Source organism: Pseudomonas sp. B424 (assembly GCF_055408345.1).
Genome location: NZ_JBUZTL010000005.1, coordinates 216,964 through 233,705 on the forward strand (window position 1 = coordinate 216,964; position 16,742 = coordinate 233,705).

Consider the following 16,742-nt stretch of genomic DNA (forward strand, 5'->3'; position numbering starts at 1 on the left):
AACAAGCGCCGCTTCGTTTAACGGACAGCTATCGAACAAAGGTTTAACCCATGAACGCCGCAAAGCGCCTTGAGATATTTCGCCGGTTTCACGAAGACAACCCTGAACCCAAAACCGAACTTGCCTACACCTCTCCTTTCGAACTATTGATTGCCGTGATCCTGTCCGCTCAAGCCACCGACGTGAGCGTGAACAAGGCAATGGCCAAACTGTTTCCAGTCGCCAATACACCAGAAGCCATCTACGCTCTGGGGGTAGAAGGGCTGACGGAGTACATCAAGACCATTGGCCTTTTTAACAGTAAGGCTAAAAACGTGATTGAAACCTGCCGTTTATTGATTGAACGCCATGACAGTCAGGTACCACAGACGCGCGAAGAGCTTGAAGCGCTCCCCGGAGTAGGGCGCAAGACTGCAAACGTGGTACTCAACACAGCCTTCAGACAGCTGACTATGGCCGTGGACACCCATATTTTCAGGGTCAGTAACCGTACGGGAATTGCACCAGGCAAAAATGTGGTCGAGGTCGAAAAGAATTTAATGAAGTACGTACCCAAACCGTATCTGCTGGACGCCCATCATTGGCTCATCCTGCATGGCCGCTACGTCTGCCAGGCGCGCAAGCCGCGGTGCGGGAGCTGTCGCATAGAAGACCTGTGCGACTTCAAGGAAAAAACCTCTGACGATTGAGTAATAGATATTTTATGGGCTGATCGATTGAGAAAATCTTTTTTACCCCGGCAGCGAATATCGCTATAAGGGGCGCCATTGACTGTCTTGGCCTGGAGTGAACTGAATGAGCACTGGCAAAGAAGAACTGGAAGTAGAAGAAGATTTTGCAGTCGTCGATCCGGACGAAATAGTGGAGCCTGTTATCGAGGTGGCCAAAACCAATTTGGCCAAACGCCGGACTATAGACGCACTTCTGGAAGAAAAAAGGCTCAGAAAAGAGCTTGAAGATTATGGATACGATCTTTAGTTTTTGGAAAACGACATCAAAAGCCTCCTTTAGCGGAGGCTTTTTTGTTTTCAGAGGGCTCTGGCTTGGCTCTCAATTCCCCACACCCCTCGTCTCATACCAGGCCATTACGCTGTGCAAGCTCGATCAAATCAACGAGCGAGCGGGCATTCAGCTTCAATAAAAGGCGCGTTTTGTAGGTACTCACCGTTTTATTGCTCAGAAACATGCCATCAGCTATCTCTTTGTTGCTTTTCCCTCGCGCCAACTGCTGCAGCACCATCATCTCTCGCCCTGACAGGCGATTGACCATATCCGCCTCGCTGGCATTTCCCAGGCTGGAGCGCACTGAGTGCAAGGCCTGATTCGGGAAGTAACTGTAACCTGACAGCACAGCCTTGATAGCACTCAGCAGTTCGGTCAAATCCTGCTGCTTGCATACATAACCTGCTGCACCTGCCTGCATGCAGCGCATGGAAAAGTGACCCGGGGCTTGTGAAGTCAGCACCAGAACCTTGACAGGCACTGCAGGTGTTGACAGGCGCGCAATAACTTCAAGCCCGTCAAGTTTGGGTATCCCAATATCGAGAATTACAATATCGGGCGCGTATTCACGTGCAAGCTGTAAAGCGTCCACTCCATTGTCCGTCTCTGCGATGACTTCGTAGCCATGTCTTTCCATGAGCATACGCACAGCAAGACGAATTACAGGATGATCATCCACGATCAGCACTTTATTCATGGGCAATTCCAATTTATCGCTGTTCGAATTTTTAGAACCAGCACAATAGCCTAGTCATGACAACCTGGGCATAGTGTCCCCCCAAGCACTAACAACCAAAGACATTTCCTACACAAAATCAAGAAAAAACCTACATGTTCACGACACAAATAACAGACATTTATTACACCTCAAGTAAACAACTAAACATACATCCTCCCCTGCGACGCCATCCTCAAACTTAATGCACAGCCATGAGCACAACTTGAAATATCTTTATACAAGTAATGGCAAGCGCTCTACCTCAAGTAAAAACCAAGATTTCACCATATCAGCACGCCCTTCACTCAACACCTGAACCCCCTTTAAAACCGTGCTACAACCCAATCAGAAAATAAAAAAAACCAAAACCAAGTAATTTTCACGAAAGGTAAAATCTACTCTTTTCCCATGAGAAAATAGTAGGCAATTTCACTTAAAGAATAGGACTACATAGCATTCAGAAAACACCCAAGCACAAAAATATATCAAAACAAAACTCACCCCCAATGCGTTTTTTTGAAAATAACTGAGCACAAGTAAAATCTAGATAGATACTCCCCTCACAGTCACACACATGCCGCATAATCCCTTCTCTATTTGATTTTATATAAAACGATTTACACCAGCATGCTTCACACCCCCTAACAACATTTATAGAACCCACCCTACTCTACGAAACACTTCCTACAGACAGCTCGAATTAAGAAATAAAACCGAAAAACCACTCCCTGACAGCGTCAACCGCACCTATATTTGTTTGCAACTTCAAAAACCCACGTCTAGGTTAATAACAGATGCACCCTGAAAACACATGAGCATCACCACCGCATCATAGCTTTCGACATCCCACGGCCCACACCGCCCCCCCCAAATAACCTCCTGCCGGAATTCATAAAATGATACGCCACAAAATAAAAATCAATAACCCACTTACAGTGATCGCTATCTTTTCAATGCTGACAGAAGCTTCCGCCGCAGTCTCATTGCCCTACATCAACAGCGAACACCAAAAAATATACGTATGGTTTTTGATTATATTTCCGTCTTTTTTAATCACCCTGTTTTTTCTCACTTTGAATTTCAATAACAAGAGCCTTTACACTCCGACTGATTTATCCAAGGCAGAACACACTCCCAGAGCTACCGAACTTCACCCAGAGGCCCCAGCCTCTTTTAAACACACAACACCGCCAATACCACTTTCCACACTGCGCTATCAGGCGAGCATAAATTTCAGCGCACGCACACCTCAGCGCTTTATATTCCTTCCCAGGGGCCATAGAGTGCATGATCCTGACCCGCCCAGCACGCCTGTAACGCTCTCGACAGAGAGCCTCGTATTGATTGAAGGCACCCAACCTACAAAACTTTACTTTATCGACCTTAGCCACGAACGCTCACAACGACCAGACAAATACACACTTGAAAATACCCTGCGCACTCACTTGAATATGTCACGCAACAACAAGAACAACATGACAGAAAAAGATGTACTGCTACTGCTGGTAAATACTCAATCACAACTAGATATGGTTAAACACTTTGTACGCAACGCGTGTACTGGCCATACACAAGTCATCGCCTACAATAGAGATACACGCAAGCTGGACACACTGAATTCACCTTGATGAGCCCGTCATGCCTGACTCATCAGCAAAAAAAAGCCCCGACCAATGGCCGGGGCTTTTTTACAGGCAGCGCGTATTAGAAAAACTTGCGGCCTTTGTTTGCAGCAATGCGCATGCGCAACGCATTCAACTTGATAAACCCTGCAGCGTCTTCCTGGTTGTAAGCACCGCCATCTTCTTCAAAAGTGGCAATATTGGCATCAAACAACGAATCGTCAGACTTGCGACCGGTAACGATCACGTTGCCTTTGTACAGTTTCAGACGAACGACACCGTTCACGTGAGCCTGAGACGCATCAATCATTTGTTGCAGCATCAAACGCTCAGGGCTCCACCAATAGCCGGTGTAGATCAGGCTGGCGTACTTAGGCATCAACTCGTCTTTCAGGTGAGCGACTTCACGGTCCAGAGTGATCGACTCAATGGCACGGTGAGCCCGCAGCATGATGGTGCCGCCCGGTGTTTCGTAGCAGCCACGGGACTTCATCCCTACATAACGGTTTTCAACGATATCGAGACGACCGATGCCGTTCTCGCCGCCGATACGGTTTAGAGTTGCCAGCACGGTGGCCGGGGTCATTTCGACGCCGTCCAGGGCAACGATATCGCCGTTGCGGTAAGTCAGTTCCAGAAAGGTCGGCGTGTTAGGCGCGTCTTCTGGCGACTTGGTCCAACGCCACATGTCTTCTTCATGCTCGGTCCAGGTATCTTCCAGCACACCGCCCTCGTAGGAGATGTGCAGCAAGTTGGCATCCATCGAGTACGGGGATTTCTTCTTGCCGTGGCGTTCGATCGGGATATTGTGCTTTTCAGCGTAATCCATCAGCTTTTCACGGGAGAGCAAGTCCCACTCACGCCAAGGAGCAATAACCTTGACCCCTGGTTTCAAGGCATAGGCGCCCAGTTCAAAACGAACCTGGTCATTACCTTTACCTGTTGCGCCGTGGGAAATGGCGTCTGCGCCTGTTTCATTGGCAATTTCAATCAGGCGCTTGGCGATCAGCGGACGAGCAATGGAAGTACCCAGCAGGTACTCGCCTTCGTAAACAGTGTTGGCGCGGAACATCGGGAAAACGAAGTCTCGAACAAACTCTTCACGCAGGTCATCAATGTAGATTTCCTTAACGCCCATGGCTTGCGCCTTGGCACGTGCCGGTTCGACTTCTTCGCCCTGACCCAGGTCAGCGGTGAAGGTTACGACTTCACAGTTATAAGTATCCTGCAGCCACTTCAGGATCACCGAAGTGTCCAGGCCGCCCGAATAAGCCAGAACGACCTTGTTTACGTCCGCCATGCCATCACTCCACGGGTTGTTCGAAAAGCCGAACAGTCTACCGCCCATATGCGTGAATTTACAGAGGCGCGACAGCTTAAGACGACAAAGCGACAGATTATGTCAAGGCCGCGACCAGACGATCGCTTCAAGAAATTGCAGAAGGCTGTGTAACAACCACTGACGGAACCGCTTTTACAGGCTCAGGGAGCCGCTCCAGACGGACACTGACCCGGCGGTTTTTGGCGCGATTTGCCCCATTGGTATTCGGCGCCAGCGGGTATTGTTCGCCGTGGAAACGCACCGTGATCTGCGACTCCTGCAACCCGTTTTCCTTGAAGTAATTCATCACGGCCAATGCCCGGCGCCGGGACAACTCGCGATTGGTCAACCGATTGCCCTGATTGTCCGAATGACCGTCCAGGGTGACGTGATTGACCGAAGGGTCTGCCTTCAAGTACTCAACCATCACTTGCAGGCTGCTCTGCGCATTGGGATCAAGTTCGGTACCGCTACCAGGAAATCCGATCTGGCTGTACCTGACCTGTTCAAAGTTTTTGGGCAGCAGCTTTGCCGTGCAGGCCTCGTAATCCCTATAAGCCTGGCGAAATCTGACCGGCAATAGACGAACTTCCGACACGCTACCCTCGCGGGAGAAATGCCTTACCAGCGGGCTTCGCCCTTCGAGCAGACCGCGAAACAAGCGTCCCGCCTGGGCTTGAGAGCTGTTGAACAATACCTGTCCACGTCCGATGCGTACGGCCCCCAGATCAATGTCTCCCCTCCCCGGCTGCCACGGTGCAGCCGCCGCCAGTAGAGTTGCAGAGCCCTCGCCAAGCATCGGACTGTAGGCATTGAGGCGGAAAACGGCCTGCTCGCCAGCCCGACGCACAAAGGCTCCGGAACCGAAGTCAGTAATGGGCTGGATCAGACGGCATTCAAATTTATCGCCTTCCACTTTCCACTCGATATTCTCCAGCCGTGTCTGAAAAGTCAGAGCCATGGCCGGCAGGCTGGCAAACATACTGAGCAGGATGAAATAACGCTGGCGCACGGGAGGCTCCACAGGCTTGTACTGCAAAAAAACAGTCAACCGATTTACGGCATACCCTGGAGATATCGGTTACTCACCACAAAACTTGATAGCGAGTGCCTGATAGAGTCTTTTCCGGTAGCATTCACATCAGTTTGACCCGCCTGGAATCCCCAATGTCTGACCGCCTGACCCTGCTGCGTCCCGACGACTGGCATATACATCTTCGCGATGGTGCTGTGTTGCCCCACACTGTTGCGGATGTAGCGCGCACTTTTGGCCGCGCCATCATCATGCCCAACCTGGTACCTCCGGTGCGTAATGCAGCCGAAGCCGATGCCTACCGCCAGCGAATTCTTGCTGCGCGCCCGGCCGGCAGCCGCTTCGAGCCGCTGATGGTGCTTTACCTTACTGACCGAACACAGCCAGAAGACATTCGTACGGCCAAAGCCTGCGGGTTCGTCCATGCTGCCAAGCTGTACCCGGCCGGCGCAACGACCAACTCCGACTCCGGCGTGACCAGCATCGACGCGATCTTTCCGGTGCTTGAAGTCATGGCCGAAGTTGGCATGCCATTACTGATACACGGCGAAGTCACCCGCGCCAACGTGGACGTCTTTGATCGCGAAAAAATCTTCATCGACGAGCATATGCGCCGTGTTGTAGAGCGATTCCCGACCTTGAAAGTGGTGTTTGAACACATCACCACCGCAGACGCGGTGCAGTTCGTCAACGAGGCTTCGGCCAACGTCGGCGCAACCATCACGGCTCATCACTTGCTTTACAACCGCAACCACATGCTGGTTGGCGGTATTCGCCCGCACTTCTATTGCCTGCCGATCCTCAAGCGCAACACCCATCAGGAAGCTCTGCTGGATGCCGCAACCAGTGGCAGCGAGAAGTTCTTCCTGGGCACCGACTCGGCACCCCATGCCCAGCACGCCAAAGAAGCTGCATGCGGCTGTGCCGGCTGCTATACCGCTTATGCGGCCATCGAGATGTACGCCGAAGCTTTTGAACAGCGCAATGCGCTGGACAAACTGGAAGCTTTTGCCAGCTTGAACGGCCCTCGTTTCTACGGGCTGGCCCCGAGCACCGAACAGATCACCCTGGTTCGCCAGGAATGGACCGCCCCAAACAGCCTGCCTTTCGGCGAGCTGACCGTAATCCCGCTGCGCGCCGGTGAAAAACTGCGCTGGCGCCTGCTTGAGGAACAGCTGTGAGTGACGACCATTATGATGACGAACACGAAGGCGGCCATGGCGGCGGATCGCGCCACCCGATGGCCGAGCGTTTTCGCGGCTATCTACCGGTCGTAATCGATGTTGAAACCGGTGGTTTCAACTGCGCCACTGATGCCTTGCTGGAAATCGCCGCAGTAACGATCGGTATGGACGAAAGAGGCTTCGTATACCCGGAGCACACCTATTTCCACCGTGTAGAACCGTTTGAAGGCGCCAACATCGAAGCTGCCGCGCTGGAGTTCACCGGCATCAAGCTGGATCACCCGCTGCGCATGGCCGTCAGCGAAGAGACAGCCTTGACCGACATCTTCCGTGGTGTGCGCAAGGCCCTGAAAGCCAATGGCTGCAAACGCGCCATTCTGGTTGGCCATAACAGCAGCTTCGATCTGGGCTTCCTCAACGCAGCCGTTGCGCGCCTGGACATGAAACGCAATCCGTTTCACCCGTTCTCGAGCTTTGATACAGCGACCCTGGCTGGCCTGGCTTACGGCCAAACCGTGCTGGCCAAAGCCTGTCAAACCGCCGACATCGATTTTGACGGGCGTGAAGCCCACTCGGCACGTTATGACACCGAGAAAACTGCTGAACTGTTCTGTGGCATCGTCAACCGCTGGAAACAAATGGGCGGCTGGAAAGACTTTAACGACTGATCAAGCCGTTTGGGTTTATCCCGCTCCATAAAAAAACCGGACACTGGGTCCGGTTTTTTTATGCCTGAAACTAACCTTTACAGCTGGTCAGCATTCTCAGTCAGGTAAGCAGCAACACCTGCAGTCGAAGCGGTCATGCCCTTGTCGCCTTTCTTCCAGTTGGCAGGGCAAACTTCGCCGTGCTCTTCGTGGAATTGCAAAGCGTCAACCAGACGCAGCAGCTCGTCCATGTTACGGCCCAGTGGCAGGTCGTTAACGATCTGGGAACGTACAACGCCCTTGTCATCGATCAGGAATGCGCCGCGCAGAGCAACGCCGCCTTCGGTTTCAACGTCGTAGGCCTTGCAGATTGCGTGATTGATGTCAGCAGCCATGGTGTATTTCACCTGGCCGATGCCGCCATTGTTCACTGGCGTGTTGCGCCATGCGTTGTGAGTGAAATGGGAGTCGATCGATACGGCAACCACTTCAACGTTACGCGCCTGGAACTCAGGAATGCGGTGATCCAGAGCAATCAGCTCGGACGGGCAAACGAAAGTGAAATCCAGCGGGTAGAAGAACACCAGGCCGTATTTGCCTTTGATGGCGGTGGACAGTGTGAAGCTGTCAACGATTTCGCCATTGCCAAGTACGGCAGCGACGGTGAAGTCAGGGGCTTGTTTGCCTACGAGTACGCTCATTGGATATCTCCTGGTGTGCGGTGCAAAAAACAGGACCTGGCCGCCATCGTGCAACTGCAGTCTCGTGGCCAGTACCTGCGTGAAAATGACCGACCATCATACACCGCCGGTCGGAACGGGCCTTAACCCTTTTTCAGCGCGGGAAAGCACAGCCCCAAGACCGTTCGTCAGCACGGTGCTGGGAAACCACAATTGAGACTCAAGGCACTTTGACAATCATTCTCGTTAACATTAAGATCTATCGCATTGAATCCCAACCAGTGATGGTTCTTATTTATGTACGTTTGCCTTTGCACTGGCGTCACCGATGGAAAAATCCGCGACGCAATCTACGACGGTTGCTGCAGCTACCGCGAAGTTCGTGAAGCAACAGGTGTTGCCAGCCAATGCGGTAAATGTGCGTGTCTGGCCAAGCAAGTGGTTCGCGAAACCCTGACCTCACTGCAAGCCAGCCAGGCGGCCATGAGTTTTCCAGCAGAATTTTCAGCCGCATAATTGACTCATTCCAAAGAACCGAACTTAGTGTTCGGTTTTTTTATGCCTAAAATTCAAGTGCTTAGGCCCAAGACGCGGAACACAAACATTCTTATTCCGATTAATTTTCATATATTATTCAACTACTTAGGTTTGACAGCCATCAAGGTGCGGCTCAAACTCTGCCTTATATACGGTTAATCAAGGCAGGCTCCGGACATGAAAGGCGATATTTCAGTCATTCAGCATCTCAACAAAATTCTCGGTAACGAGCTGGTCGCTATCAACCAATACTTCCTGCATGCACGCATGTATCAGGATTGGGGCCTGGAGAAGTTGGGTGCTCACGAGTACCACGAGTCCATCGACGAGATGAAACACGCGGACAAGCTGATCAAACGAATCCTGTTCCTGGAAGGCCTGCCGAACGTACAAGACCTTGGCAAGCTGCACATCGGCGAGCACACTAAAGAAATGCTCGAGTGCGACCTGCGCATTGAGAAGACTGGCCATGCCGACCTCAAAGCAGCCATTGCGCACTGTGAAGTGGTCGGTGACTTTGGCAGCCGCGAAATGCTGGAAGATATTCTTGAATCTGAAGAAGAACATATCGACTGGCTGGAAACCCAATTGGGCCTGATCGACAAAGTTGGCATTGAGAACTATCTGCAATCACAAATGGGGGAGTAACTAACCTCCATTAAAAAGCCCCGCCCTGATTATCAGGAGCGGGGCTTTTTTATACGCTGTAATTTAACAACCGTTACAGCGCGACTGTGATCACGCTTCAGTCTTGTTCGCAGCAGCTTTCTCGACAGCTTCTTTAATCAAAGCCTGCAAAGAACCATCAGCAGCCATCTCAGCCATGATGTCGCTGCCGCCAACCAACTCACCACCGACCCACAGTTGTGGGAAAGTTGGCCAGTTAGCGTATTTCGGCAGATTGGCGCGAATTTCTGGATTCTGGAGGATGTCCACGTAAGCGAACTTCTCGCCACAGCCCATCACAGCCTGAGCAGCCTTGGCCGAAAAGCCGCACTGCGGAGCATTCGGAGAGCCTTTCATGTAGAGCAGAATGGTGTTGTTGGCAATCTGGTCTTTAATAGTTTCGATGATATCCATGGAGCACCTCGGCTGAACTTTCCGACTCAGTTGTCGGCACGGTGGCGTATTGTAACGGAAAGCCAAGCGTCACGCTCGGTCTCCCAAGCCAGCGGTTTCCTACTGCCAGCGCAGGCACACAAAATTGCCAAGCAACGTAAGGGCAGTGTACAAATGGGCAGCTGAGGTGAGGCAAATCACTTGATCGTGGTTACAGCCACGCGCTCATGCAGCGCAGACTCGCTCAAACCTCTGAACACGTGACCCTTATTGGCAAGACGCGACATTTCCTTATAAGATCGCGCCTTCCCCTATTTCGTCGCCCCGTGCGGCTTTCGCCGCAGGTCTCGCCCGTTTTTCCGAAAACCCCGGCTTTGAGCATCTGCGGTCGTTGCAAAAAAGGTAGTTAATGATGAGCGCAAGGCACTTTCTCTCCCTGATGGATTGCACGCCCGAAGAGCTAGTCAGCGTGATTCGTCGAGGTATCGAGCTGAAGGACCTGCGTCAACGCGGCGTTCTCTTCGAACCCCTCAAAGGTCGCGTACTGGGCATGATTTTCGAGAAGTCATCGACCCGCACCCGACTGTCATTTGAAGCCGGCATGATCCAGCTGGGTGGCCAGGCAATTTTTCTGTCGCCTCGCGATACACAATTGGGCCGTGGCGAGCCTATCGGCGACTGCGCAATTGTTATGTCTCGGATGCTCGACGCCGTAATGATCCGTACCTTCGCCCACAGCACGCTGACCGAGTTCGCAGCCAATTCTCGCGTACCCGTCATCAATGGCCTGTCGGACGACCTGCACCCATGCCAACTGCTGGCCGACATGCAAACCTTCCTCGAACATCGCGGTTCGATCAAAGGCAAAACCGTGGCCTGGATCGGCGACGGCAACAACATGTGCAACAGCTATATAGAAGCGGCCATCCAGTTCGATTTCCAGTTACGCATTGCCTGCCCCGAAGGTTACGAGCCTGCCCCGGAATTCGTGGCCCAGGCAGGTGACCGCATTACCATCGTCCGTGATCCACGTGAGGCCGTGGCAGGTGCCCATCTGGTGAGCACAGACGTATGGACCTCTATGGGTCAGGAAGAAGAGACCGCCAAACGCCTGGAGCTGTTTGCCCCGTATCAGGTCAACCGCGCCCTGCTCGACCTGGCTGCCGACGATGTGCTGTTCATGCACTGCCTGCCGGCTCACCGCGGCGAAGAGATCAGCCTTGACCTGCTGGATGACAGCCGCAGCGTGGCATGGGATCAGGCTGAAAACCGCCTGCACGCGCAAAAAGCGCTGCTCGAATTTCTTGTCCAGCCGGCGTACCAACCCGCATGAGCCAGCCGTTATTGCTCAACCTCAGTGATCTGGCCTGTGGGTATCAGGGCCAGAGCGTCGTGCAAAACCTCAACCTGCACCTCAATGCCGGCGATATTGGTTGCCTGCTTGGCTCCTCTGGGTGCGGTAAAACCACCACCCTACGGGCGATTGCAGGTTTTGAGCCGATACATCAGGGCGAAATCACGCTGGCAGGCGAAGTCATCTCCAAAGCCGGTTTCACCCTGGCACCCGAGAAACGTCGCATCGGCATGGTGTTTCAGGACTACGCCCTCTTTCCGCATCTGAGCGTAGCCGACAATATTGCCTTCGGGATTCGCAAACACCCGAATAAAGAACGCGTGACCGAAGAGCTGCTTGAACTGGTCAATCTGAAAAACCTGGGCAAGCGCTTCCCCCACGAGCTTTCTGGCGGCCAGCAGCAACGTGTTGCCCTGGCCCGCGCCTTGGCGCCAGAGCCGCAACTGCTGCTGCTGGATGAACCGTTCTCCAACCTCGATGGTGAGCTGCGGCGCAAACTCAGCCATGAAGTGCGCGACATCCTGAAAGCCCGTGGTACCAGTGCGATTCTGGTGACACATGATCAGGAAGAAGCCTTCGCTGTAAGCGACCATGTAGGCGTGTTCAAAGAAGGCCGTCTTGAGCAGTGGGATACGCCCTACAACCTCTACCACGAGCCCCTGACGCCGTTTGTGGCGAGCTTTATCGGTCAGGGCTACTTTATTCGCGGCCAACTCCTAAGCCCCGAGTCGGTGCAAACCGAGCTGGGGGTTTTACGCGGCAATCGGGCTTACATCTGGCCAACGGGCGGCGCGGTTGATGTACTGCTGCGCCCGGACGATATCGTCTACGCCCCCGAGAGCGACTTGAAAGCACGGATTATCGGCAAGACCTTCCTCGGCGCCTCGACCCTGTACCGCCTGCAACTGCCTACCGGCAGCCAGCTGGAGTCGATTTTCCCGAGCCATGCCGACCACCTGCCAGGTACAGAGGTGGGCATTCGCGTAGCGGCAGAGCACCTGGTAATGTTCCAAACCAGCGGCAGCATCGCAGCGCAAATCCCGCATTCCGACTCAGGCGTAAGGCGCTTCAGCACCACCGACTGAAATTGTGGGAACCATCCTGCTCGCGATACAGACAACGCGAGCAGGATGGCTCTTACATTAGCGTCAGCTTATTGCCTCCCGACTTCCGCAAACTGCGCCTGCGTATGCTCTGCCAGTACTGCAGGGGCAAGCTCTACTTCCAGCCCGCGTCGTCCGGCGCTGACAAAAATCGTCTCGAAAGCCTCTGCACTTCTATCAATGAAAGTGCGCAGTCGCCTCTTCTGTCCCAGAGGGCTGATCCCACCCAACAGATACCCCGTTGAACGCTGAGCGGCCGCAGGATCAGCCATTTCGACTTTTTTTACCCCCGCCGCCTGTGCCAGCGCTTTTAAATCAAGGCTTCCGACGACCGGTACAACCGCAACCAATAACTCCCCCTTTTCACTGCTGGCCAACAGCGTCTTGAACACTTGGGCCGGCTCCAGCCCAAGCTTCTCCGCGGCCTCCAACCCGTAGGACGCCGCCTTGGGGTCATGTTCATAACTGTGTACCCGATGTTCGGCGCGAACTTTTTTCAGCAGGTCCAGTGCAGGCGTCATGACAGCTCCAGTCTTGAAAGGGGGGAGAGAAAAACAATGGCTGATTTTAGGCCATAGGCCAACAAAAGGGCGCTAACACAGGGCTTTTCGCCCTGAATCCAGCTGAAACGTTACACGCGAGCCTACCGATTCGTAGCGTTTTCTTACAGAAAAACCAATACCAAAACATGTTCCTAAAGTCAGAATGTGAATGGGCGTTCACTTTCGACCTTTGACAGCAGTGTTTCTTGTCTATATTTTTTCGAATCTGAATATGCCAAGTTATCACCCACACAACTTTGCCTGACCCTTAAATCAGTAATGCGCATTTTCCGGTTAAGGTTCAGGCGCACTGCCAACCTGATTGACGACGTCAAAAAACAACAATAACGAGGTTTGACATGACGACTGCATCGCAGCACCCCACGCTTTCAGGCCAGTGCCTGGCCGAATTTCTCGGCACCGCGCTTCTCATCTTCTTCGGCACAGGTTGCGTTGCGGCTCTCAAGGTCGCGGGCGCGAGTTTTGGGCTATGGGAAATCAGCATCATCTGGGGCATCGGCGTGAGCATGGCGATTTACCTGACGGCAGGCGTTTCCGGCGCACACCTGAACCCGGCAGTCAGCATCGCACTTTGCCTGTTCACCGATTTTGACAAACGCAAACTGCCGTTCTACATCCTTGCCCAGATCGCAGGTGCCTTCTGCGCTGCGGCGTTGGTTTACACGCTCTACAGCAACCTGTTTTTCGATTACGAACAGGCGCACAACATGGTTCGCGGCAGCCAGGCCAGCCTAGAGTTGGCATCGGTGTTCTCGACCTACCCACACCCTTCCATCACGGTACTGCAGGCCTTCCTCGTAGAGATGGTGATTACCGCTATCCTCATGGGCGTAATCATGGCCCTGACCGACGACAAAAATGGCTTGCCGCGCGGTCCGTTGGCACCCTTGCTGATTGGCCTGCTGATTGCCGTTATCGGTAGTTCAATGGGCCCCCTGACAGGCTTTGCGATGAACCCGGCGCGGGATTTCGGGCCTAAGCTGATGACTTTCTTTGCTGGCTGGGGTGAAATTTCGTTTACCGGCGGACGTGATATTCCGTACTTCCTGATTCCAATCTTTGCACCGATCGTAGGTGCCTGCCTGGGTGCAGCCATTTATCGCGGGTTGATTGCCCGCCACTTGCCAGAAGTAGCGCCGGCAGCCACTGACGCCCAAGCCACTACCCAAGTGGAAACCCAGGCTTCCTGATACCGACTTATGAAACGGGGCGCACGAGACCAACTGCCCGTTACCTGTCTCGCGCCCGGAACCACTCTCACATTCTGTAAGGCAATTTCAAATGACCGACATCCAGAATAAGAACTACATCATCGCGCTCGACCAAGGCACCACCAGTTCGCGAGCGATCATCTTCGATCGTGACGCCAACGTGGTTTGCACTGCACAGCGCGAGTTTCAACAGCACTACCCGCAACCGGGCTGGGTTGAGCACGACCCAATGGAGATTTTCGCCACCCAAAGTGCGGTGATGGTTGAGGCACTGGCCCAGGCCGGCCTGCATCACGACCAGGTTGCCGCCATCGGCATTACCAACCAGCGCGAAACCACCGTGGTATGGGACAAGGTCAGCGGCCGTCCGATCTACAACGCTATCGTCTGGCAGTGCCGACGCAGCACCGAAATTTGCGAGCAACTCAAGCGCGATGGCCACGAGCAGTACATCAGCGACACCACCGGCCTGGTCACCGATCCGTACTTCTCCGGCACCAAGCTGAAATGGATCCTGGACAACGTTGAAGGCAGCCGCGAGCGTGCGCGCAATGGCGAGCTGCTGTTCGGCACCGTCGACAGCTGGCTGATCTGGAAATTTACCGGCGGCAAAACCCACGTCACCGACTACACCAACGCCTCACGCACCATGCTCTTCAACATCCACACTCTGGAGTGGGATGCCAAGATGCTGGAGGTACTGGATATCCCGCGCGAAATGCTGCCTGAAGTGAAGTCGTCTTCAGAAATCTACGGCCGTACCAAAAGCGGCATTGCCATTGGCGGTATTGCCGGCGACCAGCAAGCGGCGCTGTTCGGACAGATGTGTGTGGAGCCGGGCCAGGCCAAAAACACCTACGGCACCGGCTGCTTTTTGCTGATGAACACCGGCACCAAGGCCGTCAAGTCGTCTCACGGCATGCTGACAACCATCGCCTGCGGCCCCCGCGGCGAAGTTGCCTACGCACTGGAAGGCGCAGTATTCAACGGTGGTTCCACCGTGCAATGGCTGCGTGATGAACTGAAAATCATCAACGACGCCCATGACACTGAATACTTCGCAAACAAGGTAAAAGACAGTAACGGCGTGTATCTGGTGCCTGCATTTACCGGCCTCGGCGCCCCTTACTGGGACCCGTATGCCCGTGGCGCACTGTTCGGTCTGACTCGCGGCGTACGCGTGGACCACATCATTCGTGCCGCACTGGAGTCGATTGCCTACCAGACACGGGACGTGCTGGACGCCATGCAGCAAGACTCGGGGGAACGCCTGAAGGCCTTGCGCGTAGATGGTGGCGCCGTGGCAAACAACTTCCTGATGCAGTTCCAGGCCGACATCCTGGGCACCCTGGTCGAGCGCCCGCAAATGCGCGAGACCACCGCCTTGGGCGCCGCCTACCTGGCCGGCCTGGCCTGTGGTTTCTGGGGCAGCCTGGATGAGTTGCGCGGCAAGGCCGTGATCGAGCGCGAATTCGAACCTGCACTGGACGAAACCAGTAAAGAGAAGCTCTACGCTGGCTGGAAAAAAGCGGTGAGCCGTACCCGTGACTGGGAACCCCACGAAGAAAGCAAATAAGTTTTCGGCACAGCTCTTCAGGTAAACGCAGGCAGCGGGCGCCATCGGCGCCTGCTGCGGCATCCATACTTGATAGCACCTGTGAGTAGCAGGCGGCGCTTTCCTGCGGCATCATGGGCGAATTTTGCTTCGCCGCCCAAAGGAAACTCCATGAATCTGCCTCCACGCCAGCAGCAGATCCTCGAACTCGTACGCGAGCGCGGTTATGTCAGCATCGAGGAAATGGCTCAGTTGTTCGTCGTAACACCGCAGACCATCCGCCGTGACATCAACCAGTTGGCAGAAGCTGATCTGTTGCGCCGCTACCACGGTGGGGCCGCCTATGACTCCAGTGTTGAAAACACCGCCTACGCCATGCGCGCCGACCAGATGCGCGATGAAAAACGCCGTATTGGCGAAGCCATTGCCGCCCAGATTCCTGACCACGCCTCGATTTTCATCAACATCGGTACCACCACCGAGTCGATTGCAAGGGCGTTGCTCAACCACAATCATCTAAAAATCATCACCAACAACCTGCACGTGGCCTCGATCCTCAGTGCCAAGGATGACTTTGAAGTCCTGATCGCCGGGGGCAAGGTGCGCCGCGACGGAGGCATCGTAGGCCAGGCCAGCGTCGACTTTATCAACCAGTTCAAGTTCGACTTCGCATTGGTAGGGATCAGCGGTATAGATTCCGATGGCAGCTTGCTGGACTTCGACTATCAGGAAGTCCGTGTATCCCAGGCCATCATCGCCAATGCCCGACAAGTGATTCTCGCTGCCGACTCCAGCAAGTTCGGCCGCAATGCAATGGTCCGCCTGGGCCCGATCACGCTGATTGATTGCCTGGTCACAGACCAGCCACCCGTACCAGAACTCGCTCAACTGCTGGCCCAGAACAAAATCCGCCTGGAAGTGGTTTAACCACTGAGTTCTATTGTTGCGGTTACTGCCCGGGACAGGCGTGCGGTGATTTCAAAAAAAGGGTTGCTCCGCAACCCTTCGCAGCCTGCCGCAGTGACTCCCCCTCTTTCGCCCATTAAATGTTCGAAATTTTTCCTTTTCCTACCCTTCGATGAGTTTTTTCAATCGAACGGTACTGGCTGCGCCCGCATTTATCCGCTACCATTTTCGAAAATGAACATTAATG

At 53.9% G+C, this 16,742-nt stretch carries 18 protein-coding genes; 12 read left to right on the plus strand and 6 right to left on the minus strand.

The window, feature by feature from the left end; genetic code table 11:
• Positions 1 to 50: 50 nt before the first annotated feature.
• Positions 51 to 689, plus strand: coding sequence for an endonuclease III (nth, locus tag ACZRMS_RS09175; RefSeq protein WP_463995058.1), 639 nt, complete (start codon positions 51 to 53; stop codon positions 687 to 689).
• A gap of 106 nt (positions 690 to 795) precedes the next feature.
• Complete coding sequence (locus ACZRMS_RS09180) at positions 796 to 978, plus strand: PA3496 family putative envelope integrity protein (protein WP_048359025.1); 183 nt, start codon at positions 796 to 798, stop codon at positions 976 to 978.
• A 94-nt stretch (positions 979 to 1,072) separates the two neighbouring features.
• Here the strand turns inward: ACZRMS_RS09180 and ACZRMS_RS09185 are convergent, their stop codons facing one another.
• On the minus strand, positions 1,073 to 1,699 hold the full coding sequence (locus ACZRMS_RS09185; protein ID WP_463995059.1) for a response regulator: 627 nt from the start codon (positions 1,697 to 1,699) through the stop codon (positions 1,073 to 1,075).
• A gap of 917 nt (positions 1,700 to 2,616) precedes the next feature.
• On the opposite strand from ACZRMS_RS09185, the gene ACZRMS_RS09190 reads away from it, so the two are divergent.
• Positions 2,617 to 3,348 carry a hypothetical protein gene (locus tag ACZRMS_RS09190; protein WP_463995060.1) on the plus strand — a complete coding sequence of 244 codons (732 nt, stop codon included), beginning with the start codon at positions 2,617 to 2,619 and terminating at the stop codon, positions 3,346 to 3,348.
• A 76-nt stretch (positions 3,349 to 3,424) separates the two neighbouring features.
• Here ACZRMS_RS09190 and ACZRMS_RS09195 read toward each other — a convergent pair whose 3' ends face one another.
• Positions 3,425 to 4,642, minus strand: coding sequence for an argininosuccinate synthase (locus ACZRMS_RS09195; protein WP_048359027.1), 1,218 nt, complete (start codon positions 4,640 to 4,642; stop codon positions 3,425 to 3,427).
• Between the two features lie 127 nt (positions 4,643 to 4,769).
• A complete protein-coding gene (locus ACZRMS_RS09200) occupies positions 4,770 to 5,675 on the minus strand; it encodes a flagellar protein MotY (protein WP_463995061.1) in 906 nt (301 codons plus the stop codon).
• Between the two features lie 155 nt (positions 5,676 to 5,830).
• Here ACZRMS_RS09200 and pyrC point away from each other — a divergent pair, with 155 nt between their 5' ends.
• Complete coding sequence (gene pyrC, locus ACZRMS_RS09205) at positions 5,831 to 6,877, plus strand: dihydroorotase (RefSeq protein ID WP_463995062.1); 1,047 nt, start codon at positions 5,831 to 5,833, stop codon at positions 6,875 to 6,877.
• Complete coding sequence (gene rnt, locus ACZRMS_RS09210) at positions 6,874 to 7,548, plus strand: ribonuclease T (RefSeq protein ID WP_048359030.1); 675 nt, start codon at positions 6,874 to 6,876, stop codon at positions 7,546 to 7,548. The genes pyrC and rnt overlap by 4 nt, the downstream gene beginning before the upstream one ends.
• 77 nt (positions 7,549 to 7,625) lie before the next feature.
• Here the strand turns inward: rnt and ACZRMS_RS09215 are convergent, their stop codons facing one another.
• Complete coding sequence (locus ACZRMS_RS09215) at positions 7,626 to 8,228, minus strand: peroxiredoxin (protein ID WP_463995063.1); 603 nt, start codon at positions 8,226 to 8,228, stop codon at positions 7,626 to 7,628.
• 276 nt (positions 8,229 to 8,504) lie between these two features.
• On the opposite strand from ACZRMS_RS09215, the gene ACZRMS_RS09220 reads away from it, so the two are divergent.
• Both ACZRMS_RS09220 and bfr read left to right on the plus strand, forming a co-directional pair.
• On the plus strand, positions 8,505 to 8,723 hold the full coding sequence (locus ACZRMS_RS09220) for a bacterioferritin-associated ferredoxin (RefSeq protein WP_463995064.1): 219 nt from the start codon (positions 8,505 to 8,507) through the stop codon (positions 8,721 to 8,723).
• Positions 8,724 to 8,921: 198 nt separating this feature from the next.
• A complete protein-coding gene (bfr, locus tag ACZRMS_RS09225) occupies positions 8,922 to 9,392 on the plus strand; it encodes a bacterioferritin (protein ID WP_016779692.1) in 471 nt (156 codons plus the stop codon).
• Between the two features lie 90 nt (positions 9,393 to 9,482).
• On the opposite strand, the gene grxD is transcribed toward bfr, so the two are convergent.
• Positions 9,483 to 9,824 (minus strand): Grx4 family monothiol glutaredoxin, encoded by a 342-nt coding sequence (gene grxD / locus ACZRMS_RS09230; protein ID WP_016779691.1) that lies wholly within the window; start codon positions 9,822 to 9,824, stop codon positions 9,483 to 9,485.
• A 391-nt stretch (positions 9,825 to 10,215) separates the two neighbouring features.
• Between grxD and argF the strand changes: the two genes are divergently transcribed.
• Both argF and ACZRMS_RS09240 read left to right on the plus strand, forming a co-directional pair.
• Positions 10,216 to 11,136, plus strand: coding sequence for an ornithine carbamoyltransferase (gene argF, locus ACZRMS_RS09235; protein WP_463995065.1), 921 nt, complete (start codon positions 10,216 to 10,218; stop codon positions 11,134 to 11,136).
• Positions 11,133 to 12,242, plus strand: a complete 1,110-nt coding sequence (locus ACZRMS_RS09240) for an ABC transporter ATP-binding protein (protein ID WP_463995066.1) — start codon at positions 11,133 to 11,135, stop codon at positions 12,240 to 12,242. The genes argF and ACZRMS_RS09240 overlap by 4 nt, the downstream gene beginning before the upstream one ends.
• Before the next feature lie 68 nt (positions 12,243 to 12,310).
• Here the strand turns inward: ACZRMS_RS09240 and ybaK are convergent, their stop codons facing one another.
• Entirely contained in the window at positions 12,311 to 12,781 is a 471-nt protein-coding gene (gene ybaK, locus ACZRMS_RS09245; protein WP_463995067.1) for a Cys-tRNA(Pro) deacylase, read from the minus strand.
• A gap of 380 nt (positions 12,782 to 13,161) precedes the next feature.
• Between ybaK and ACZRMS_RS09250 the strand changes: the two genes are divergently transcribed.
• The 3 genes from ACZRMS_RS09250 (at position 13,162) to ACZRMS_RS09260 (ending at position 16,516) form a co-directional block, all read left to right on the plus strand.
• The gene (locus ACZRMS_RS09250; RefSeq protein ID WP_048359036.1) at positions 13,162 to 14,013 is read left to right on the plus strand and encodes an MIP/aquaporin family protein; all 852 of its coding nucleotides are present in this window, start codon (positions 13,162 to 13,164) and stop codon (positions 14,011 to 14,013) included.
• A gap of 91 nt (positions 14,014 to 14,104) precedes the next feature.
• Complete coding sequence (glpK, locus tag ACZRMS_RS09255) at positions 14,105 to 15,610, plus strand: glycerol kinase GlpK (protein ID WP_048359037.1); 1,506 nt, start codon at positions 14,105 to 14,107, stop codon at positions 15,608 to 15,610.
• 150 nt (positions 15,611 to 15,760) lie between these two features.
• Complete coding sequence (locus ACZRMS_RS09260) at positions 15,761 to 16,516, plus strand: DeoR family transcriptional regulator (RefSeq protein ID WP_122784787.1); 756 nt, start codon at positions 15,761 to 15,763, stop codon at positions 16,514 to 16,516.
• The last annotated feature ends 226 nt before the right edge of the window (positions 16,517 to 16,742 follow it).